The organism is Streptomyces cathayae (assembly GCF_029760955.1).
Lineage (GTDB): Bacteria > Actinomycetota > Actinomycetes > Streptomycetales > Streptomycetaceae > Streptomyces > Streptomyces cathayae.
Map to the genome: position 1 here is coordinate 3121572 of NZ_CP121682.1, position 21389 is coordinate 3142960.

The following is a 21389-nucleotide window of genomic DNA, read 5'->3' on the forward strand; positions in this document are numbered from 1 at the left end:
TTCACCGCGTATCAAGGTTCGAGTAAAGACGAATGACGGGCCGCCGCCTAACGTCACTGACGTGCCCAAGCTCTCCGTCATCGTGCCGTTCTACAACGTGCGCCCATACGTCCCCGATGCCCTGCGAAGTCTGCGCGCCAACGCGCGGGAGGACTTCGAATTCATTCTCGTCGACGACTGTTCGACCGACGGAACCGCGGATCTCCTCGCGCGCGCGGAGCGTGAACTGCCGGGGGCGGTGCTGGTGAGACACGAACAGAACGGCGGTCTCGCGACCGCCCGCAACACCGGCATCGACCGGGCCCGCGGCGCGTACCTCACCTTCCTGGACGGTGACGACTGGCTGGCGCCCGGCTACTACGCCCGGCTGGTCTCCGCGATCGAGGAACTGGACTGCGACTTCGTCCGCACCGACCACGTGCAGTGCACGGCGCGGGCCCGCACCGTGCAGCGCGTCCCGCACGGCCGGCGCAACGTGCCGCTCGACCCGCGCGACGCGATCCTCCCCGCCCACCGGACCACCTCCGTCGACTACGCCTACGCCTGGGCGGGCGTCTACCACCGCAGGCTCGTCGAACGGGGCCTGCTGCACTTCACCGACGGACTGCGCACCGCCGAGGACCGGCCCTGGATCTGGAAGCTGCACCGGGAGGCGGAGTCCTTCGCGGTGACCAGCCTGCTCGGGGTGTTCTACCGGCGCGGTGTCTCCTCGTCGCTGACCCAGATCGGTGACGCCCGGCAGCTCGACTTCATCCGCGCGTTCGACCAGGTGATCGAGGAGACCGCGCGGGACGCGGATGCGGCGATCCTGCTGCCGAAGGCCGTGCGGACCTACTGCGCCATCATCTCCCACCACCTGGGATCCATCGAGAGGTTCGAGCCGTCCGTGGCCCGGAAACTGAAGGACATGGGCACCGCCGCGCTGCGGCGCATGCCGCAGGACGTGCTCGACGAGGCACTCGACTCGATGGACACCGAGCGCGCCACCCGGCTGCGCCGGCTGCGCCGCCGTCCGGTGCCGGCCTCGGAGGTCGCCGCGTGACCACTCAGATCTTCATGGCGTCGACCCTCTACGGGGCGGCCACCCTCGCCGCCGCCCTGGACTCGGGCTGCTTCGCCCCGGCCGGCCGGCGGATCCTGCTGGTCTCCAACAACGCGACGACGCCCGAGACGACGCCCGCCGTGGACGAGATGCCCGGGTTCGAGCACCTGCGGCCCCGGTTCGACGACGTGCTGTCGTGGAACGAGGCGATCTTCCCGTTCCACCCCGGCGGCTGGGAACCGCGCCCGGACGACGTGCCCCTGTGGGAACGGTATCTGCGCCTCGCCTGGGAGATCGGCGACGACGACGTGGCGCTCGCCGTGGAGTCCCTCCAGGTCAACCCGGCGCTCGGGGTGGCGCAGATCTTCACCGACGCGCCCGTCACCGTCTACGCGGACGGTCTGATGAGTTACGGCCCCACCCGCAACAAGATCGACCCGCTGGTCGGCACCCGGGTGGAGCGGCTGCTCCACCTCGACCTGGTGCCGGGTCTCGAGCCGCTGCTGCTCACCGAGTTCGGGGTGGCACCGGAGGTGGTGCCGACCCCGGCGTTCACCAAGGTGCTGGCCGAACTGGTCGACACCGGCGTCGAGTTGCCCGATGTGACGGAGCCCGCGCTGCTGCTGGGCCAGTACCTCTCCGCGCTGAACATCCTCTCCGCCGAGGAGGAGGAGAACCTGCATGTGCGGATGCTGAAGGGCGCGGTGCACCTCGGTCACCGCCGGGTGGTGTTCAAGCCGCACCCCACGGCCCCGGCTCGCTTCACCCGCACCCTGGAGGAGGAGGCCGAGCGGCTCGGCGTCGACCTCGCGGTGGTGGACACCCCGGTCCTGGCCGAGGTGCTGTACCAGCGGATGCGCCCGGCCCTGGTCGTCGGCTGCTTCTCCACGGCCCTGCTGACCGCGTCCGCCCTGTACGGCCTGCCGGTCGCCCGGGTCGGCACGGACACCCTGCTGGACCGGCTGACGCCCTACGAGAACAGCAACCGGATCCCGGTCACCGTCGTCGACGCGCTGCTGCCGGAGCCGACGGACCCGGCGGCGGTCGCCGGGCGGCGCGGGACCATGACCGCCGACGCGCTCGGCGACCTGGTCCGCGCCGTCGGCTTCACCATGCAGCCGAGGATCCTGCCGGGGCTGCGGCCCGAGGCGGAGCGGTACCTGTCGACGCGGCTGGACGGCGGCACCCGGCGGTACTTCAAGAAGAAGCGGCTGACGTCCCTCGGGCTGCCCGGCGGGGTGCCGCACCGGCTGGGTTTCCTGCCGCGCAACGCCACGGTCCGCAAGGTCGCGCGCAGGGCGCGCAGGCTGCGCCGGACGATGGCCCGCCGCTGAGCACTCCTGCGCACGAGCACGCCTGCGCACGAGCACTCCTGCGCATGAGCGCGTCTGCGCACCCGCACGCGGGAGCCCCCGCGGCCCGTCCCGGAGCGTCCTGGGACCGGCCGCGGGGGCTCCCCCCGTCTCACGCGCCGAGGATCACCCGCAGGTCGGCCGCGTTCTCCTCGGTGACCTTCCACAGCGTCCGCTGACGCTCGTGGACGTCGGCCACGGTCGCCGCGTGGGCGTCCAGGATGCCGATCGCCCGCTCGGTGAGGACCGCGCCCAGGTTCCGGTCGTGCACGGAGACACCCCATTCGGGGCGCTCGATGTCGGCCAGGAAGTACGCCATCTTCGGGTGCGAGATCAGGCTGATGATCGGCGTGCCCACCCCGAAGGGGATCATCCCGGCGTGCCCGCGCATGCCGATGACCAGCCGGGTCCTCGCGTACAGGTCCCGGATGGCGTCGTTGTCGAAGTCGTACATCGGGATCACCGGCAGCGAGATGCCGTGCTCGCGGCGCAGGTCGAAGGCGATCCGCTCGTCGTCCAGCGAGTGCGCCACGCACCGGACCTCGGTGTGTGCGCCGATGCCCCGCACCGCCTTGGCGATCTCCGCGAGGAAGTGCCCGTAGTCGTGTCCGAAGCGCAGACCGGCCCGGTCGTAGGCGGCGTTCAGCAGGACGGTGTCCTCGCGCCCGGCGGGGTCGGTCCAGCCGGGCACCAGCTGGCGGCTGACCGTGGTGGGGCAGGGCTGGAAGCGGACCCTGTCGTGCAGGTGGTCCGGGAGCATGGCCCGCACCTTCGCGATGGAGCCGTGGTTGCGCAGGCCGAAGAACGAGGACTTCTCCACCAGCAGGCGCAGGCTCTCGCGGAACCGCCCGGCCCGGTACGACTGGCCGTCGAAGGCGTTGAAGCCGACCGCGTACACCATGATCGGCACGTCGATGCCGCGCAGGTGCTCGTCGGGCACGTTCCACTGCCAGGCGCTGTTGCCGTTGGGCATGGTGTCCGGGATGAACAGTCCGCCGCCGCCGATGACCAGGCCGCGCCGGGCGTTGACCCGCTCGAGGGCGGCCCGGTCGAACAGCCGGTGGGCGTGCACGGAGTGCCAGCGGCGGGAGGTGGTGTCGGGGCCGAAGCCCAGCCGGACCGTCTCCGGCAGCAGCTTGTCACCGGCGTTGCCCTGGCGGTCCATGTAGAAGGCGACGTGCGCGAGCTGGTCCTCGGCACCGCCCAGCTCCTGCTCGGGCACGGAGGCGGCGCGCTGGGCCCACAGCCGGCTCGAGCGGTGGGTGGGGTCGACGGAGATGCCGGCGGTGGCGTGCCGCAGCGCCTCGGCGTCCTCGCCGTGCACCCAGGCCATCTGGGCGAGCCGGGCGTAGGCGGTGGCGGCCCGGTTGGGGGCGGCGGCGGCCAGCAGCAGCTGGGCCCTGGCCTCCTCGTGGCGGGAGACGCTCATCAGGGCGTGGCCGAGCACCTCGTGCGCCCAGGCCTCGTCGAGCGGGAGGTGCACGCTGCTCAGGATGTCGACGGCGTCCTGGTAGTCGCCGGCCGCGATGTGCGCGGCGGCCACCTTGCGGGCGCTCTCCACGTCACCGGTGCGCGCGACGTGCGGGGTGCCGAGGTGCACCAGCAGGTCGTGGTGGAGGGTGCCGGACAGCGCCAGGTAGGCGGCCTGGAAGTCGGCGTCGGACAGCTCGAACTCGCGCCAGCGCTCCTCCGCCCGACCGTATCCGGCCTCGCCGCCCTGCCAGGGCTTGTGGCGGCCGGTGAAGTGCAGGATCGCGGTGTCGTCGGGGACCGGCAGGTCGCCGGAGAGCCGCCGCTTGACGAAGTTGTAGCGGGCGTCGAGGCGGACGAAGTCGCCGTCCAGCACGGCGTTGAGGATGCCCTGGTCGTGCTTGTCGAGCTCGTAGTCGCCGCTGCGTCCGGTGGCGTCGAGCTCGGCGCAGAACGCGTCGCTGAGGTACTCGCGCTGGATGACCAGCAGCCCGGAGTTCAGCTTGTGCTGCCCGTAGAAGAACTGCGGGACGGCCGCCAGGCCCTCGCGCAGCCGCAGCAGTTCACCGAGGTCGTCGAGGACGACCATGTCGGTGTCGAGCGTGATGACGGTGTCGTACTCGCGCAGCCGGAAGACGTCGAGGATGAAGTACGCCTTGCGGACCAGGTAGTTGTCCTGGTCGCCCTTCTTGTACGTGTCGTAGTGCTCGGTGTTCACCCGGCGCAGCACGATCCGGGGGTGCAGGGCGCGGATCCGGGCGATCGAGCCGGGGCGCAGGTCGTCGTGGAGCACGACGAAGTCCTCGCACACGCCCGGGTTGGACAGCGCGAGGCTGCGCAGCAGGGCGAGGAAGCCGGGCAGGTAGTTCTCGTCGACGTAGGCGGCGAAGGCGACGCGGCGCTTGCCGGTGAGCGCCTCCGACGAGAGGGCCGGCGCCTGGGGGGCCGTGGTCGCGGTCCCGGGGGTGGTGGTCATCGCAGGGATATCCTCATGTCGGTCACTCGCTGGGCCCGCTGCATGACCCATTCCTTCTCGCTGGTGTACTCGTGCACGGAGGTGATCGGCATCTTCATGGCTTCCGGCACGCGGTAGGCGCCGCTCTCGTAGAAGTCGAAGCCGATCAGGTCCAGGGTCGGGCTGACGTCCAGGAAGTCCAGCAGGAACAGCATGTTGAAGCCGGTGGTCGGGATGCCCGACCAGACGTCGGCGCCGAGCCTGCCGATGTTGCGCACGGGCCAGCGCAGCGACTCGTCGCCGAGGAACTGCTGGGCGCCGGGCACCAGGCGGTTGCGCAGGGAGTACTTCCAGTCGCCGGAGACTCCGCCGAACACGAGCCGGGTGGTGACCTGCTGGTCCCAGTTGAATCCGTGCTTGTGGATGGTGGCGTGGATGTCGGTGCGCCCGCCGGTGTGCCTGGCGTCGATGCGGTACGAGTTGAAGCGGACCACCAGGTCGTAGGCGTCGATCTCGGCGCCCAGGGAACTGGAGCCGACCCTGCCCGAGTTGGCTATGAGGCAGACGGACTTGCCCGCCACCTGGTTGCGGAACTCGCCCAGGCCGATCCACTGCACGCCGCCGATGGTGGGGTCGGCGACGGGGCCGCGCATCCGGTTGCGGCGCTGTTCGGCGTAGAGGGCGAGGACCTCGGTGAGCGCGGGCAGGTCGACGTCGCTGCGCGCGGCGCGCAACTCCAGGTACTGGCTGAGCAGTTCCTGCCGGTCCGCGACCGGCGCCCCCTCGGCGGCCAGCGCGAGGAGCGCTCCCACCATGCGCGGCTCGGCCTCGGGCCAGTCCCCCACGGCGTGCGCGGTCAGGCCCTCGGCCCACACGTCGGTGGCGGGACCGCGGGCGAACTCCTCGGCGCGCGGGCACTGGCGCCGCAGCAGGGCCAGCAGCTCCCGGTCCCTCTCCCCCGCCACACGCAGTCCGGCGATCTTCGCGGCGACGCCGAACCCGTCGCTGTCGGTGAGGCCCAGGTACCGCTCGTAGGCGGGCACGGCCTCGGTCTCGTCGCCCAGGGCCTCCATCAGCCGGGCGCGCAGCCGCCAGCCGGCGCGGGAGTTCCTGCGCTGGGCGAGGACGGTGTCGCTGATGACCAGCGCGAGGTCCAGTTCGTCGTCGTAGCCGCACTCCAGGGCCTTGTTGGCGACGGCGAGCAGGGCGTCCAGCACGTCGTTGGGGATGCCGGAGGCCGGGGTCGACGCCCCCTTGACGACCCGCTTGAGACGGGCGGCGGCACCGCTCGGCGCGGCCGGCGCGGCGGTGGTGGTGGCGGAACCGGTCGTGACCACGACGAGCAACCTGCGGAGCTGCTCGGCGAGCTCGACTCTACGGCGGTCCACACTGCCCACGAGTTTGCCGCTGTGCACCGCACAGGCACGCAGGCAGTCGTCCAGCTCCCCTCCGCTCACACGTGCCCGTCTGTTCTGAACCGTCGTCATGGCACTCCTGTTTTGCCGAACCAGCTGCTCGCGCACGGTGCGACAGCATTGGCTGCTTTTCTTCCCCGTAAGGAAGATGTTGGGAGAATTTAGAAATCCAAAACGACATCCAGGTGAACTCGCCTCTACCGGAGGGGGAATCGTTGGTCCGGTGTCCGGTTGTCCTCCGTCCGTCGGACTAGCGTGCTGACGTATCCGCGGCCGAAACCGGCCGGAATCATGAAACCCTGGGGTTTTCCTTGACCAGCGCGCTCGCCCGTCCGGTACCCGGAACGACCCGGCAGGCAGAGAAGGGAGAGCCACGCGGGCGGCCCCGGCTGCGCGCCCTGGACGGACTGCGACTGCTGGCCGCCTTGATGGTCGCGGCCTACCACTACGGCGGGCGGGGCGGCGATGTCACCACCGCCTGGGGAAGCTCGCCGAAGGAGCAGTTCCCCACCCTGCACGCGTATTTCTCGTACGGCTGCCTCGGCGTCCAGGTCTTCTTCGTGATCAGCGGATTCGTCATCTGCATGAGCGGCTGGGGCCGTCCGCTGCGGTCGTTCTTCGCCTCCCGCGCCTCCCGGCTGCTGCCCGCATACTGGGTGGCGGTCCTGCTGGTGACGGCGGTGTTCGCCCTGCCGGTGGTCGTCCACGAGGCCGTCTCACCGAGCGACGCGCTGGTGAACCTGACGTTGCTCCAGCAGCCGCTCGGCGTGGACCGGGTGCTGGGCGTGTGCTGGACGCTGTGGGTGGAGATCCGTTTCTACGCGCTGTTCGCCCTGTTCGTGGTGATGCCCGGGGCGAGCAGGCAGCGGGTGATCCTGTTCTGTGCCGTGTGGACCATGGCCGCCGCGATCGCCGACGCCGCGAACGAGCCGCTGCTCGACCTCGTCCTCATGCCCGAGTACGCGCCGTTCTTCGTCGGCGGCATCGGCCTGTACCTCGTCCACCGCGACCGCGGGGACGCCTACGCCTGGGGCATCGTCGGGGTGAGCTGGCTGATCGGCCAGCACTACGCGGTCCAGGACCTGTGGCACGCGCCGGGCCCGGACGCCTTCTCCCACCGGACCTCGTTCGGCATCGTCCTGATCGTCACGCTCGGCTTCGTCGCGGTCGCCGCCATCGCGCTGGGCCGGCTGGACTGGGCGAACTGGCGCTGGCTGACCGTCGCGGGCGCCCTCACCTACCCGTTCTACCTGGTCCACGAGCACCTGGGCTGGGTGGTAATCCACGCCCTGCACCGCGGCCTGGGCATCGGCTCGGCGGAGACCTTCGCCCTGACCATCGCCACGATGCTGCTGCTGGCCTGGCTGCTGAACCGGTACGTGGAGGACACCCTGACCCCGAAGATCCGGGCCCGCCTGTCCCGACCCTCCCCCGAGCCGCTGCCCGAGGCGGCCTGAGCCCCGGCAGCCACCGGCCCGCCGAGCGGGACGGGCGCGGCCGCGGCCCTACGCGCTCGCGAGCGTCAGCTTCGCCGCGAAGCCCAGGAACAGCGCGCCGGCTGCCGAGGTGGCGCCCGCCGACAGGGCACGGCGGCGGCGGAAGGCGGCGGCGAGCTTGGTGCCTCCGAAGATCAGCGCGCTGAGGTAGAGCACGCTGGCGATCTGCGCGAAGACGCCGAGGACGACGAAGGAGAGCGCCGGGTAGGCGTAGGCCGGGTCGACGAACTGCACGAAGAAGGAGATGAAGAACAGGATCGCCTTCGGGTTGAGCAGGCTGATGACCAGCGCCCTGCGGTACGGACGCTCCGCCGGGGCCGCGTCGGCCGCGGCCGCCCCGGTGACGCTCTCGAGGGCGCTCTGCTCGCGCCGGGTCCGCCACATGCCCCAGGCGGCGCGCAGCATGCCGACCGCGAGCCACGTCAGATAGCCGGCGCCCGCGTACTTCACGATGCCGAACAGCACGGCGTTCGCCTGGAGCAGCGAGGCGACTCCCGCCGCGGACAGCGTCATCAGCACGGCGTCCCCGCACCAGACCCCGGCCGCCGCCCTGTAGCCGACCCGCACCCCGCGCCGGGCGGCGACGGACAGCACGTACAGCGAGTTGGGGCCGGGCAGCAGCACGATGAGGATCAGGCCGGCCAGGTAGGTGGGGAGGTCGATGACGCCGAACATGGGGGGAGTCTCGCACGGGGGTACGACGCTCGGGCCCCTCTGTTCGCAATATGGTCAGCCGTCACCGTCGAGGAGCGTGTCGACGGACAGGCCGAGGGTGATCCCGACGGACTCCGGTACGGGGACGGACCGGCCCCGCCCGAAGTGCTGGGGGTCGGGGTACTTGCCGTCCTTCGGGTCGGTGTAGAGCAGGACCTCGTCGTGGTGGCGGTCCGCGACGAGGTAGGCCGGGATGCCCGCCCTGGCGTAGGTCCCGACCTTGATGGCCGTGTCGTTGGACCAGTTGGTGGAGGTCACCTCCAGCACCAGGCGGAAGACGTGCGGCGCGTAGCAGTTCTTCTCCACGAGCGCGTCCCTGTAGTCGTCATCGACCACGGAGAAGTCGGGGACCGCGTAGTCGTCGGGTCCCGTCGGCAGCCACAACCCGATGCCACCGATGTATCTGAGGCCCGCCCGCCTGGCTCCGATCCGCGAGAACTCCTCGACGACCCAGGTCAGCGACTCTTGGTGCGGACCGTCCGGCGGCGGTGTCACGACGATGCTCCCGTTGAGAATCTCTACCCGGTGGCCGGGCAGCTCCTCCCAGAGATGGTCAGCAGCATCGGCAAGCGACGACTCGTGCAGCATCACAGCCAGGCACCCTCCTTACGGGAACACCCTCCACGAGCGTAACCGGGGATGTGCGGTTTTCCCCCTCGATCACCCTTTTGAGGTAATGACCCAGCTCAGAAGGCGTCCGAGGGCACGTAAGTCCCCCACACCTCGCGCAGCGCGTTGCAGACCTCGCCGACGGTGGCGCGTGCGCGCAGGGCGTCCTTCATCGGGTAGAGGACGTTGTCCTCGCCCTCCGCGGCCTTCTTCAGGGCGGCGAGCGCCGCGTCCACGGCGTCCTGGTCGCGCTCCGCGCGGAGCTTGGCCAGGCGTTCGGCCTGCTGGGCCTCGATCGCCGGGTCGACGCGCAGCGGCTCGTACGGCTCCTCCGCGTCGAGCTGGTAGCGGTTGACGCCGACCACGACCCGCTCACCGGAGTCGGTCTCCTGGGCGATGCGGTAGGCGCTGCGCTCGATCTCGCCCTTCTGGAAGCCCTGCTCGATGGCGTCGACCGCGCCGCCGAGGTCCTCGACCTTCTGCATCAGCTCCAGCGCCGCGGCCTCCACCTCGTCGGTCATCTTCTCGATGACGTAGGAGCCCGCGAAGGGGTCGACGGTCGCCGTCACGTCCGTCTCGTAGGCCAGGACCTGCTGGGTGCGCAGGGCGAGGCGGGCGGACTTGTCGGTGGGCAGCGCGATGGCCTCGTCGAAGGAGTTGGTGTGCAGGGACTGGGTGCCGCCGAGCACCGCCGCCAGGCCCTGGACGGCGACCCGGACCAGGTTGACCTCGGGCTGCTGGGCGGTCAGCTGCACACCGGCGGTCTGCGTGTGGAAACGCAGCATCAGGGACTTCGGGTTCTTCGCCCCGAACTCCTCCTTCATCACCCGCGCCCAGATCCGGCGGGCCGCCCGGAACTTGGCGACCTCCTCCAGGATCGTGGTCCGGGAGACGAAGAAGAACGACAGGCGGGGTGCGAAGTCGTCGACGTCCATGCCGGCCGCGACCGCGGTCCGCACGTACTCGATGCCGTCGGCCAGGGTGAACGCGATCTCCTGCGCCGGGGAGGCCCCCGCCTCGGCCATGTGGTAGCCGGAGATCGAGATCGTGTTCCACTTCGGGATCTCGGCCCGGCAGTACTTGAAGATGTCCGCGATCAGCCGCAGGGAGGGCTTGGGCGGGAAGATGTAGGTGCCTCGGGCGATGTACTCCTTGAGTACGTCGTTCTGGATGGTGCCCGTCAGCTTGCCGGCCGGTACGCCCTGCTCCTCGGCGACCAGTTGGTACAGGAGCAGCAGGAGGGCGGCGGGCGCGTTGATCGTCATCGACGTCGAGACCTGGTCCAGCGGGATGCCGCCGAACAGCACCCGCATGTCGTCGACCGAGTCGATGGCGACGCCCACCTTGCCGACCTCGCCGGAGGCGATCGGGGCGTCCGAGTCGTGGCCCATCTGGGTGGGCAGGTCGAAGGCGACCGACAGGCCCATCGTGCCGTTGGCGATCAGCTGCTGGTACCGCGCGTTGGACTCGGTCGCCGTGCCGAAACCGGCGTACTGGCGCATCGTCCAGGGACGGCCGGTGTACATCGTCGGGTACACGCCCCGGGTGAACGGGTACGCGCCCGGGTCGCCCAGCTGCTCGGCCGGGTCCCAGCCCTCGAGGGACTCCGGCCCGTAGACCGGTTCGATGGGCAGTCCGCTCTCGGTGGTCCGGGCACTGCCCGACTCGCGCGCCATGGTGTGATGCCTCCCGCTGGGCGGTGCTGCTCGGACCGCTCGCCTGTTACCCGTCAGTTACCGTCAACTACCCGCCAGTAAAGACCCGACGCTCCGACGGACTGTAGCCGTGCGGGTGCGGCCCGGTGCAGAGGCGCACGCTGGGACCTTGCTCACAGGGCCGGTGGGACCGCGCTCACAGCACACGCCGCCCCGGCCGTCTTCCCGTCACCCACCACCATGCCCCGTGGTTCGGAAGCGGTCACGTCCGGGGAACATCTCAGGGAAAAAACCTGAAGGATGACCGACCACGACCGGTGGGACGACCCGGGGGGCCACATGTGCAGTACGGGCAGGGGGACGGGGAGGGCGGTGGCCGTGTTCCTGGCGCTGGCCGCCCTGACCGGCGGTGCCGTGGGGTGCACGGTGCAGCCCGTCGACGCGGACGACGGGCGGCGGTCACCGATACGCATCGAGAGACCGAGCGGGACGCCGCCCGCGGACCGGTCCCCGGACTCCGGTTCCGGTTCCGGTTCCGACGGCGAGGGGAAGGGCGGCCGTGGCGGCGCCAAGACCGCCGTGCCGCCGCGGCCGCCCGCGCGGGTGCTCTGGTCGCCCGGTGACTCGGGGCGTGACGTCCGCGAGCTCCAGGCCCGGCTGCGTCAGGTCGCCTGGCTGTTCGACGGCCCCACCGGGACGTACGACGACCGGACGAGGGAGGCGGTCGAGGGGTTCCAGGGCAAGCGCGGACTGCCGCGGACCGGGAGGACCGACACCGTCACCTGGCAGCGGCTGCTCGGTATGACGCACGAACCGGGCACGTGGGAGCTGTACCTGATGGGCGGCCAGCCGGCCGCCGCACCCGACGTCCGGTGCCGGACGGGCCGGGTGCTGTGCATCAGCAAGGCCACCCGCACCCTGCGCTGGATGATCGACGGGCGGACCGTGATGACGCTGCCCGTCCGTTTCGGCGCCGACCCGACACCGACCCGTGACGGCGTCTTCCAGGTCTACTGGAAGTCCCGCGACCACTGGTCGACGCTCTACGACTCACCGATGCCGTACGCCATGTTCTTCAGCGGCGGCCAGGCCGTGCACTTCTCGGCGGACTTCGCCGCGCGGGGCTACGCCGGTTCCTCGCACGGCTGCGTCAACGTGCGGGACGAGGCCGCCATCGCCCGGCTGTACGGGCAGGTGCGCAACGGCGACAAGGTCGTCGTCCACGGGTGAGCGCCGCACGGGCGCGCCGGGCTGGCGCGCCGGGCTGGGAAAGGGCGCGGGCGGGACCGGGGGAACGTGTCCCGCCCGCGCCGAGATGCACGAGCCACAGGTACGGGGGGAACCCTGGCTCCGTGCAAAAGCCGATGACCAGTCGGCTCACTCATTACTGCGCCCCGGCGGCCGAAAACGTCACACCGGGCGGCCGAGAGGTGACCGAAGCCCGCGAAGCCGCAGGTCAGCCGGATTTGTCGGCGCCCTTGCCATTGTTGTTGCCGTTGTTGCCGTTGTTGCCGCCGCTGTCGGCGTTGCCGTTGCCCGTGCCCTGGTTGCCGCTGTTGCCGTTCCCGTTGCCCCTGTTCTTGCCCTTGCCCTTGCCCTTGCCCTTGCCGCGGGTGTCGGGGGCGCCGTTGTTCTGCTCCGTGGAGCCGGAACCGGAGCTGTCGTCGGAGCTCGTGCCGCCTCCTGAGCCGGTTCCCCTGTCCCGGGCGGCCAGGACGTTCTCGCAGTACGGCCCGACCTGGGAGGAGCCGCCCGCGGCGTTCTCCAGGACGCGCTTGCGGTGGCCCTGGAGCTTCTTGCCGTCACGCAGCGCACGGCAGGCCGAGGCGATCTGCCCGCGGCCGGCACCGACCGCCGGGTCGCCCGGCCGCGCCGCCGTACCGCCGTCCTCGCCGGCGCCCGGTCCGTCCTCCTGCCCCGTCACCGTTTCGCCGTCCCCGGGCCGCTTGCCCAGGTCGCCCTCCGGTGGGGCTCCGCCCCGCGGGTCCTCCTCCGGCGGGGGCGACGGCCGGGGGCGTTCGGGGGTGGCGGTGGCCGGGGCGGAGGCCGCGGGGTCGGAGCCCGAGGACCCCGCGGACGACGCCGGCAGGACGCCGGTCGCGGCCACGACCGCCGCTCCACCGAACATGCCCACGGTCAGCGCGGCCGCCAGCCCGTAGCGCACGGGGCGCGCCCAGCGGAGCCCCCGCCGGGCTCCGGAACCGTCCGCACCCGGGGCGCCGATACGGATCAGCCCGGCGTCGGCGGACCGCGTGGTGGCCCTGTCCCCGGCGGACGGGGCGGACGGGGCAGCGTGTGGCCGTCCTGCGCGTTCCTCGCGCGCCTTGCGGAAAGCAGCCAACGCGGCCGCCTCACCGGGGAGTTCCTCACCGGCCGACGGGGGCGGGGAGGAGAGTGCGCCGAGCGTTCGGGCGAGGCGTTCTGCCTGGTCACGGGTGGCCGGGTCGGCAGCTTCGGGTGGCTCTCCGTTCAGCAGTCGCTCCGCGGTTTCGCGGTTCAGCCACCTGTACTGCTCGTCGGCCATCACATGTCCTTCTGCGTCCGCGCTCGCATATGCGTCACACTCGCGGACGTCACCGCGGGGCGGCGCGGTTCTCTCTGGAGGGGGAGGGCGTCGAGTGCCCCGGCGGATTCCGGATGTGCCTCCGGATCGTCGTCGAGCATCTCGGCCAGCCGTTTCAGGCCCCGGTGCGCGGCCGTGCGGACGGCGCCCGGCCGTTTGCCCAGCGTCTCGGCGGCGGTCTTCGCGTCGAGGCCCACGACCACCCGGAGGACGACGGCCTCGGCCTGGTCCTGCGGCAGTCGGGAGATGAGGGCGAGGGCGCCGTCGGTGGCCATCGACTCGATGGCCCGGTCGGCGGTGTCGAACGCCGCGGCCCGCCCGGTCAGTTCGGTCTCGTCCCCGCCGATCGCGGGGCGGCGCCCGCGCATGCGTATGTGGTCGAGTGCGCGGTTGCGGGCGATCCGGGCGGCCCAGCCGCGGAACCGGTCCGCGTCACCGCTGAACCGCTGCAGGTCCCGGGCGATCTGCAGCCATGCCTCGGACGTCACGTCCTCCGCGTCGGGATCGCCGACCAGTGTGCGCACGTATCCCAGCAACCGCGGATGCACGGCTCGGTACACGGTCCGGAACGCGGTCTCGTCCCCGTCCTGTGCCGCCCCCACCGCGGTGGTCAACTCCGCGTCGTCCCCCAACACCGCGCGCGCCCTTCTGCGCCTCAGCCGGCACCGCTTCCGCGGACCGGGTACTCGCCGTCGTGGTTTCTCGATCGATTACGGACTCCAGGACCTGCCCCGCGGCCCGTGACGGTGGTGGTCGTCCCCCTTCACGGCCTGGCGCGAAAGGCACGTTACGACCTGAAACCTCTCGCCGTCCATGCCCGGCGACGCTTGGTGATGATTTTCGTGCATGGTTCAACAGACCTGTGACCGGCCGGTGTGACAGAAAACGCACCCATGGCGCTGTAGGAGTTACGGGCCGCCGCGCGGCCCGTGCCGCGCGACGGCCGGGGCCTCTCCTGTGGGGGGTGGCGGCCTCGGCCGTTGCCTTGGCGGCTGACGGGACGGGGTTACGGGTTCTTCCCGCCGCCCGGCTGAGCGGGCCTGCCCTGACTGTCGCTCGCACCGTTGCCCGCGCCATTGCCCGAAACACCGTTGTCCGCGCCGTTGTCCGGAGCACCGTTGTCCGCGCCGTTGTCCGGAGCACCGGTGCCGCCGGGTTTCGCCTCGCCCGTCGCCGGTCGCGACCGCTCGGCGCAGTACGCCTCGACGTTCACCGCGCCGCCCGCCGCCTCGACGAGCCGCTTCCAGGCGACCGACTCCAGCGCCTTGCCGCGCCCTTCGACCCGCTCGTACGCCCGGCAGTGGGCCTCGACGTCCCGGGCCCGGGCAGGGCGCTCCGGCGCGGCGGAGCCGGAACCGGGCCGGGAGTCCGCACCGGCGTCGGGGGACCGGTCGGCGGACGGCCCCCCGGACATCGAGGTGCCGGCCGGAGCCGTGGCGTCGACCGGGGCCGTGCTCTCGGCCGGAGCCCTGGTGGGGACCCGGTTCCCGTCGTCACCGGGGCCGTCCACCGCCGAGCCGGCCGCGCCGATCCCGGCGACGGCGACCCCGCCCAGGCTGAGACCGGCGATCAGGACGGAGAGGGTGGCCTTCACCGAGAGGCGGCCGAGGCGCCGCTCCCGCGGCCGCCAGTCGTCCCGGCGCCGGGTGGGGGCGGTGCGGTGCGCGCCCGTCTCCCGCGCCTCCCGGAACGCGGCCACGGCCCGCTGCTCGGCCCCGTCGTCGACGTTTTCCCGGACCAGTGCCCGGACGAGCAGCGCCTCGAGTTCCTCGGTGCCACAGACAGCGTGCGGACCGGAGCCGGGGCGGCCCCGGTCCGCGCCCTCGGGGTGCCCATGCCGACGGCCGGACGGCGTGCCGTCGCTCCTCCGCTCACCCATGTCCGTTCCCGTCCCTGCTCGATCCACTCGATCCACTCGATGCACCCCCGGCCCCGCCCGGCACGGCCGGTCCGCGCCGCCCGCGCACTCGGGCGGTACGGCCTGACCGACGCATACGTTCCGCGCGTCCGGCCTGTTCAGACCGCCCGGCGGGCCGGAGACCGCGGGTCACCCGGGTCGGCCGGGCCGGTCGGGGCGCCGCCCCGTCCGCCGTCACGCACCGCCCCGGGCGCGGGTCACTTCGACTCACCCAGCGTCCGGGAGGCATCATCCGTCACACTGTCGCCGCCCAGTTGTGCGGCCAGGCGTTTCAGCCCCCGGTACGCGGCCGTCCGTACCGCGCCCGGCCGCTTTCCGAGGACGCGGGCGGCGGCGGGGCCGTCGAGGCCGACGACCACCCGCAGCAGTACGGCCTCGGCCTGGTCCCGGGGCAGTCCCGCGACCAGGGCCAGGGCGTGCTCCGTGGACATGGCCTCCAACGCCATCTCGTGCGTGCTCTGCCGGCCGGGGAGGTTCCACACGTCCTGTTCCAGCGCCGAGGTGCGGGGCCGCACCCGTTGCCGTCGCAGGTGGTCCAGCGCCCGGTGCCGGGCGATGGTCGCCGTCCAGCCCCGGAACCCCGCCCCGTCGCCCTTGAACCGGCCCAGGTCGCGGGCTATCTCCAGCCAGGCGTCCGACGTCACGTCCTCCGCGTCGTCACCGACCAGCCCGCGCACGTACCCGAGCAGTCCGGGCTGGACGAGCCGGTAGGCCACGGCGAAGGCGGCCTCGTCCCCGTCCTGGGCCCGCGCGACAGCCGCGCCCAGCTCCCCGTCGTGCGCCCTCGCACGACGGGGTTCCCCTCCCTTGCCCAAGAACCGTCCTCGTCCGTACCGAGTTCGTGGGGCGACCGCTTGGTACGACACATCGGGTCGTAGCCCGCCCCACGGTCATCAGCGTCCGGCGCCACGAAAGTGTCACAGCTCGTCAACCGCCCTGTACGCCCCTCCCGTCGCGAGGGGCCGAGGGTCCACGGACCGGCCGGACGCCGTGTCCGCACGTGCCGCGCGTCACGTCCGCGACGCGTCCCGGCACAGCAGGCGCAGTGATCCGTCTCCCGTGTAGCAGCGGCGGGCCTCCTCCATGGGGTCCCAGAAGCGGCCGTCGGGGGTGCGGACCCAGTGGTCGCCGCCCGAGACCCACCACTCTCCTCCGGTCCGGCGCACGATCACCTCACCGGCATAGGCACCGAATCCGCGCAGCACCGTCTCCACGGCGGCGTACGGGGCCGCCTCCCGGCGTATGTCCGCGATCGTGCGGTCGACGCTCCACAGACTGCGCGCCGAGTAGTCGAGTCGCAGCCGTGCCCCTTCACGCATCGTCGTCACGGTGTCCGCCGCCCACCGCGCGGGCTTGGTCGCGGCCGAAGGCCTGGTCTCCTGCTGTGTCGTCACAGTCGTCGCAGTCGTCACACTCGGTAGAGCGCTCGGGCCGCCGGATTCGTCACCGCGGTTCCGCCCGATCCCGCACCCTGCGCAGAACCGCCCCAGGGCCGCCGCACCGCGGTCACAGACCGTGCTCGTCCGGTCGGGGAGGTCGACCCGAGGGTGACGGATCGGGGGCCCGCCGCGCTCCTGTCTTCGATGAGTACGTACTTCCATCTGCGCGCCGTACCGGCCCCGGCCCTGCGCAACAGCCCCGCCTGGCTGCTGCGGCTGTTCGAGGACGACTGGGAGGCCGTGCGCGAACGCGTCGGCCGGCATCGTGAGGAGATCCTCGACCAGGGATATCTCGACCAGGAGTTCCTCTACACCGGCCCGGCCCCGCGGCACACTCCGGACGGCCCGCCCGCCCACGTGGTCCTCGGCGGCCGTCCGGTCACCCCGCCCGGCCCGGACCGGCCGCCCTTCCTGCTGCTGACCTCGGCCCAGGCCGGCCGCGTCGCCGGCTTCCTGGAGACCGCCGACTTCGACGCGCTGTGGCGACGGGCCCGCGACCGGATCCTCCCGCGCTACGGCGGACCCGGCCTGGAGCCGCAGGCACACGACGCCTTCGCGGCGGCCCACCGCGACCTGACCGCGTTCTACACGCGCACGGCACGGCAGCGGGAGGCGGTGGTGAAGTGGCTCCTGCCCTGACCCGGAACGACCACCCCTGCCGGTCGCCGATGCCCGCGGTCACCGGTGCCCGGCGGTCGCCGATGCCCGCCGGTCGCCGGGGCCCGGCGGTCGGCCGTCCCTCAGCCGTCCCTGCGGCTCCGGCGGGACAGTGCGGCGACCAGTACGCGGCGGCCCTCCGTCGACACCTCGAGCGCGCGGCGCAGTCCGGCCGGGCCGTGACCGGCCAGGACCTCCAGAACGGTGATCTGGCGGCGCAGTTCGGCGGCGGCGAGCGGCGACAGCGGCAGCCCCTCCGTACGGCCCCTGCGGGCTGCCTCGATCCCGTCCGCCACGTCCTCGTGCGGAGCACCGCCGTCCAGGATCCGGTGGATCCGCAGCGCGATGACGGAGCAGGCGTGGGCCCACTCCTCCAGTGCGGGGGCGGAACGCTCGGCGGGGGCGGTGGCGAGCATCCGGTGCGCGAGCGCCACGGCGGCCCCGTCGGCGGCCCCGTCGAGCTTGCCCCGCGTCTGCTCCAGCCGCTGCGCCCAGTCGTCGGCGGCGGCACCCTCGGCGAGGCTCCCCCACAGGGGGCGCAGCGTCTCGTCGTCACCGCCCAGCAGCGGTACGCACCGGTCCAAACAAGCCAGTCCGCTCGCGGCCAGCCCCCGCTCGTCCGCCTGCGCGATCAGTTCCACCAGACTCATCAACGTCTCCCTCAGCGGGTCTTCCCAGGCCCCTGACAAGGCCCCCTTCACGGACCTCACGGGGCGGAGGCCGCATTTCCCCTTACTGCGTGCGACGGCCCGGGAGTGTCACAGAGGCACCACTCCGAGCCGGTCGAGTAAGTGGAAGAAGAGGTTTTCGGCCACGGGCCCGGGACCGGGGCCGGGCTCGGCGGTCAGGATCTCGACCAGCGCCTCGGCGGACACGGTGTGCCCGGCCTCGGCGGCCCATTCGACGGCACGGTCCGCGGCGTCACGGGGCTCGAGGAAGTAGTCCTCCAGCCTGAGCCCCTCCCGCTGGACACCGTCCTGCTCCCCGCCGTCCGGCCCGCCGTCCGGCCCCGCGCCGAGGTGACCCGCCATCACGGCGCGCGCCAGGCAGGTGGTCCACGCGCCGCTCTCCGGCGCCGCCGCCTCCACCACCACGCAGGCGCTGTCCATCACATAGCCGAACAGCGCGGGCGCGCCCGTCTGTCCGGCGAGGTCGTTCATGCTCCCGATGCCGCCGTCGCCGCTCGGGTACTCCCAGAGCTGCCAGCCGCCCGGTGCCGACGTGCGCAGGGTCATGCCCCGGGCGCCGGCCAGCGCGTCCAGTTCGGCGAGCGGCCGCTCCCCGCGACCCACGACGAAATACCCCCAGTAGCCCATGTGCCGGTATTCCCCCCGTGTCGGTCTCGGCTCGACAGAAGACCACCACAGTCGCACGGGGGTTCGCAGGAATACGCCGCAATCCGTCCGTTCGTGACCTTGTCGCAACCGCCGGCTCAGTCCAGCTTGTCCGCCAGGGCCCGGAACTCCGCCCAGGACAGCTCCGGTTCGCCGTCCGGGTGCCAGAGTTTCTGCACCGTCGCCCGCAGCGGCATCCGTATCCCGGCCGCGACCTGCTCCTGGGTCTGGGAGTTCGCCAGGTCGCACCAGACGGCGAAGGACCCGCCGAGGATCTGCCCGTCGTACTTGGCGGGCACCGCGGTGGTGCCGCGCAGCACCAGCGGCGTCCACTGCTCGTAGATCCGCTCGCCCGTCGGGTAGACGAAGGTGTGCGGCTCCCCGAGCACGTAGTAGAGGAACTCGTCGTTGTAGTTGACGACGTCGCGGCCCTCGCTCAGGTACTCCACCGGCTGGCGGGCACCGATCTCCTTGCCGGTCCAGTAGGCGATCTGGACGTCCTCGGCCGCCTGCACCGAACCGCCCTTGAAGAAGCCGTCGTTCCAGGCACGGGGCGTGCGGTCGTGGGCGCGGACCGTGTCGGCGCGGTCGTTGAGCCAGCCGGTGGCCAGGTCCTCGACGGTGGCGCCGGAGCCGTACTTCTTCCGCGCGGCGGCGGCCAGGCCCGGGAACGACGCCTCCGGGTCGGAGACCACCAGCGCCTGGTACTCGTCGGCGCCGAGGTGCCACTGCCCGCCGGGGAAGAGTCCGGCGTACTCGTCCAGCAGGTCGTCGACGATCTCGGCGGACTTGGCCTTGGAGATGTCGATCGCGCCGCGCACCACACCGCCGTTCACGTTGCGCAGCTGGAGGTCGGGGTGGGCGGCGATGACCGCGCCGAGGTGTCCGGGCGAGTCGATCTCGGGCACGACGGTGATGTGCCGGCTCGCCGCGAGGTCGACGATCCGCTTGACCTGCGCCTTGGTCAGGTGCTGCTCGGAGACGATCTCCGGGTGCGAGTCCGACTCGATGCGGAAGCCCTGGTCGTCGGAGAAGTGCAGCCCCAGCTCGTTGAACTTCAGGTCGCCGAGCTCGCGGACCCGGTCCTCGATCCAGTCGGCGGTGAAATGCTTGCGCGCGACGTCCAGCATCATCCCGCGCCGCTGCTTGGCGGGCTCGTCGCGCACCACGCCCTCGGGGGCGGTCTCGGCGCCGCGTATCTGCTGCTTGAGGGTGCGGGTGCCGTAGAAGACGCCCGCCTCGGCGGGAGCGCTGACGGTCACCCGGCCGCCCCGCACGGTCATGGTGTACGACTCGGGGTTCGCGCCCTTGCCCTTGTTCAGCACCAGGCGCAGGTCCCCGGCGCGCTCGTCGTCCTTCTCCCCCGCGTACGTCAGGCCCAGCTCACCGGCTATGAGGCGGCCCTCGTCGGCCAGCGCCGGATCGCCGACGACCACCCGGTGGCCGCGCTCGGGCCGCCATCCGGGGCCGCGCTCGGCGCTGTGGTCGCGGACGGCGGGTATGGTCCGGGGCGCCTGGGACAACGGGTAGGAGCGGGTGGGGCTCGGCTCCGGCGGCGAGCCCGCCAAGTCCCCGGACCGGGAGGCGGCGGAACCGGCGTCGTCCGAGGTCGCCCAGAGCCCGAGGCCCACCCCGGACGCCGCGACCACCGCGCCCGCGGCCAGGGCCACGAGCAGTGTCCGCCGCTGCTTCTTCCGAACCGGTGCCCGACGTGCCCCACGACCCCGACGCCTGCCCTGCCTGTGCTGACTCACACGGCCAACCTACGACCCGTACGAGTGAAGGGCATCGACGGGCTGTTCCGAAACTCTCCCGTCCGGGTGAATTTCGGATATCGATCGGACACGCCATGGACTCACTCGATAACGTGACGACACAACTCTCACACCACTCACCGTCCGATCCCTCACCACCCCACCACCCCACCACCTCGTCACCTCGTCACCACGTCCACCGACAGACCCACCCACCGACACCCGTGACACCCCCGAGGACTCACGCTGCCTGCGCACCGTCTCCCGCATCGCCCCGGCCGTGTCGCCATACCCGGACAGTCGCGCGGCACGCCCACGCCCGACACGCCCGGACCGACCGACACGCCCGGCGGCGCCCCGTCCCCGCTGGAGCGCTTCAACGCCGCGTCCGCCGAGGACGCCGAGCGCGCCCTCCTGACCTGCCTGCACAGCCCCGGCTGGGCGGTGCGCGTCGCGACCCACCGTCCGTACCCGGACCTGGACTCCCTCCTCGCGGCAGCGGACGAGGCGGCCTACGACCTGCCCCGCGCGGAGCGCCTCGCCGCCCTGTCGGCGGAGGCCCTCCCCGGCCTCCCGGAGAACGCGTACTCCGCCGCCCACACGGCGCTGAACGCCGCCAACGCGGCCTACGAGAGCCGGTTCGGGCACCCGTTCGTCATCTATGTGGACGACCTGAAGCCGGACGAGGTCCTGGACCACGTACTCGAAGGCATCCGGTCACGATTGGCCAACGATCCGGAGGAGGAGCGTCTGGTCTCGGGGGAGGAACTCCGGCGCCTGGCACGGGGCCGCCTGACCGCCCTCCTCTCGGACGGGAACCGCTGACAGGCCGCGGCATCCGCCCCCTCGGCGCACTCCCCGGCGCACCCTCCCGGAGCGACACCGGGCATTCCGCCCCATAAGCCGCCTCTCTAGCCCGTAAGCGTGCCAGTTCGATCACAGCGGCAGGGCCCCTGTCCGCCTCACGGCCACACGTGGCTACGATGCTGGGGGCCGGTGGACCGTACCCGGCCGGG

The 21389-nt window shown here is 72.2% G+C and carries 19 protein-coding genes; 6 read left to right on the forward strand and 13 right to left on the reverse strand.

All coding sequences use genetic code 11. The annotated features are described in order from the left end of the window. Positions 1 to 61 precede the first annotated feature (61 nt). Positions 62 to 1042 (forward strand): glycosyltransferase family 2 protein, encoded by a 981-nt coding sequence (locus tag PYS65_RS14040; RefSeq protein ID WP_279334302.1) that lies wholly within the window; start codon positions 62 to 64, stop codon positions 1040 to 1042. Further along, positions 1039 to 2376 (forward strand): polysialyltransferase family glycosyltransferase, encoded by a 1338-nt coding sequence (locus tag PYS65_RS14045; RefSeq protein ID WP_279334303.1) that lies wholly within the window; start codon positions 1039 to 1041, stop codon positions 2374 to 2376. The genes PYS65_RS14040 and PYS65_RS14045 overlap by 4 nt, the downstream gene beginning before the upstream one ends. A gap of 130 nt (positions 2377 to 2506) precedes the next feature. Here the strand turns inward: PYS65_RS14045 and PYS65_RS14050 are convergent, their stop codons facing one another. Together PYS65_RS14050 and PYS65_RS14055 are read right to left on the reverse strand one after the other, a co-directional pair. Beyond that, positions 2507 to 4840 carry a glycosyltransferase gene (locus tag PYS65_RS14050; protein WP_279334304.1) on the reverse strand — a complete coding sequence of 778 codons (2334 nt, stop codon included), beginning with the start codon at positions 4838 to 4840 and terminating at the stop codon, positions 2507 to 2509. Further along, complete coding sequence (locus PYS65_RS14055; RefSeq protein WP_279334305.1) at positions 4837 to 6306, reverse strand: glycosyltransferase family 29 protein; 1470 nt, start codon at positions 6304 to 6306, stop codon at positions 4837 to 4839. The genes PYS65_RS14050 and PYS65_RS14055 overlap by 4 nt, the downstream gene beginning before the upstream one ends. A 239-nt stretch (positions 6307 to 6545) precedes the next feature. On the opposite strand from PYS65_RS14055, the gene PYS65_RS14060 reads away from it, so the two are divergent. Then, entirely contained in the window at positions 6546 to 7691 is a 1146-nt protein-coding gene (locus PYS65_RS14060) for an acyltransferase family protein (RefSeq protein ID WP_279334306.1), read from the forward strand. Positions 7692 to 7739: 48 nt separating this feature from the next. Here the strand turns inward: PYS65_RS14060 and leuE are convergent, their stop codons facing one another. The 3 genes from leuE to PYS65_RS14075 form a co-directional block, all read right to left on the reverse strand. After that, complete coding sequence (gene leuE, locus PYS65_RS14065; RefSeq protein WP_279334307.1) at positions 7740 to 8405, reverse strand: leucine efflux protein LeuE; 666 nt, start codon at positions 8403 to 8405, stop codon at positions 7740 to 7742. Between the two features lie 54 nt (positions 8406 to 8459). Then, complete coding sequence (locus PYS65_RS14070) at positions 8460 to 9032, reverse strand: Uma2 family endonuclease (RefSeq protein WP_279334308.1); 573 nt, start codon at positions 9030 to 9032, stop codon at positions 8460 to 8462. A 98-nt stretch (positions 9033 to 9130) separates the two neighbouring features. Next, positions 9131 to 10729 (reverse strand): acyl-CoA mutase large subunit family protein, encoded by a 1599-nt coding sequence (locus tag PYS65_RS14075; protein WP_279334309.1) that lies wholly within the window; start codon positions 10727 to 10729, stop codon positions 9131 to 9133. A 318-nt stretch (positions 10730 to 11047) separates the two neighbouring features. Here PYS65_RS14075 and PYS65_RS14080 point away from each other — a divergent pair, with 318 nt between their 5' ends. Next, entirely contained in the window at positions 11048 to 11938 is an 891-nt protein-coding gene (locus tag PYS65_RS14080; RefSeq protein ID WP_279337950.1) for a L,D-transpeptidase family protein, read from the forward strand. Between the two features lie 226 nt (positions 11939 to 12164). Here the strand turns inward: PYS65_RS14080 and PYS65_RS14085 are convergent, their stop codons facing one another. From PYS65_RS14085 to PYS65_RS14105, 5 genes are all read right to left on the reverse strand, one after another. Then, positions 12165 to 13232 (reverse strand): hypothetical protein, encoded by a 1068-nt coding sequence (locus PYS65_RS14085; RefSeq protein ID WP_279334310.1) that lies wholly within the window; start codon positions 13230 to 13232, stop codon positions 12165 to 12167. Beyond that, positions 13232 to 13906 (reverse strand): RNA polymerase sigma factor, encoded by a 675-nt coding sequence (locus PYS65_RS14090; RefSeq protein WP_279334311.1) that lies wholly within the window; start codon positions 13904 to 13906, stop codon positions 13232 to 13234. Before PYS65_RS14090 ends, PYS65_RS14085 begins: the two co-directional genes overlap by 1 nt. A 371-nt stretch (positions 13907 to 14277) precedes the next feature. Further along, positions 14278 to 15150, reverse strand: coding sequence for a hypothetical protein (locus PYS65_RS14095; protein ID WP_279334312.1), 873 nt, complete (start codon positions 15148 to 15150; stop codon positions 14278 to 14280). Positions 15151 to 15386: 236 nt separating this feature from the next. Then, on the reverse strand, positions 15387 to 16004 hold the full coding sequence (locus PYS65_RS14100) for an RNA polymerase sigma factor (RefSeq protein WP_279334313.1): 618 nt from the start codon (positions 16002 to 16004) through the stop codon (positions 15387 to 15389). A gap of 195 nt (positions 16005 to 16199) precedes the next feature. Continuing rightward, positions 16200 to 16583, reverse strand: coding sequence for a hypothetical protein (locus tag PYS65_RS14105; RefSeq protein ID WP_279334314.1), 384 nt, complete (start codon positions 16581 to 16583; stop codon positions 16200 to 16202). 189 nt (positions 16584 to 16772) lie between these two features. On the opposite strand from PYS65_RS14105, the gene PYS65_RS14110 reads away from it, so the two are divergent. Then, entirely contained in the window at positions 16773 to 17267 is a 495-nt protein-coding gene (locus tag PYS65_RS14110) for a DUF1877 family protein (RefSeq protein ID WP_279334315.1), read from the forward strand. 101 nt (positions 17268 to 17368) lie between these two features. Here PYS65_RS14110 and PYS65_RS14115 read toward each other — a convergent pair whose 3' ends face one another. The 3 genes from PYS65_RS14115 to PYS65_RS14125 form a co-directional block, all read right to left on the reverse strand. Beyond that, complete coding sequence (locus PYS65_RS14115) at positions 17369 to 17935, reverse strand: hypothetical protein (protein WP_279334316.1); 567 nt, start codon at positions 17933 to 17935, stop codon at positions 17369 to 17371. Between the two features lie 108 nt (positions 17936 to 18043). Continuing rightward, on the reverse strand, positions 18044 to 18601 hold the full coding sequence (locus PYS65_RS14120) for a hypothetical protein (protein WP_279334317.1): 558 nt from the start codon (positions 18599 to 18601) through the stop codon (positions 18044 to 18046). 116 nt (positions 18602 to 18717) lie between these two features. Continuing rightward, complete coding sequence (locus PYS65_RS14125) at positions 18718 to 20295, reverse strand: beta-N-acetylhexosaminidase (protein ID WP_279337951.1); 1578 nt, start codon at positions 20293 to 20295, stop codon at positions 18718 to 18720. Between the two features lie 324 nt (positions 20296 to 20619). On the opposite strand from PYS65_RS14125, the gene PYS65_RS14130 reads away from it, so the two are divergent. After that, positions 20620 to 21198 (forward strand): 2-oxo-4-hydroxy-4-carboxy-5-ureidoimidazoline decarboxylase, encoded by a 579-nt coding sequence (locus PYS65_RS14130; protein WP_387039040.1) that lies wholly within the window; start codon positions 20620 to 20622, stop codon positions 21196 to 21198. Positions 21199 to 21389: the final 191 nt, after the last annotated feature.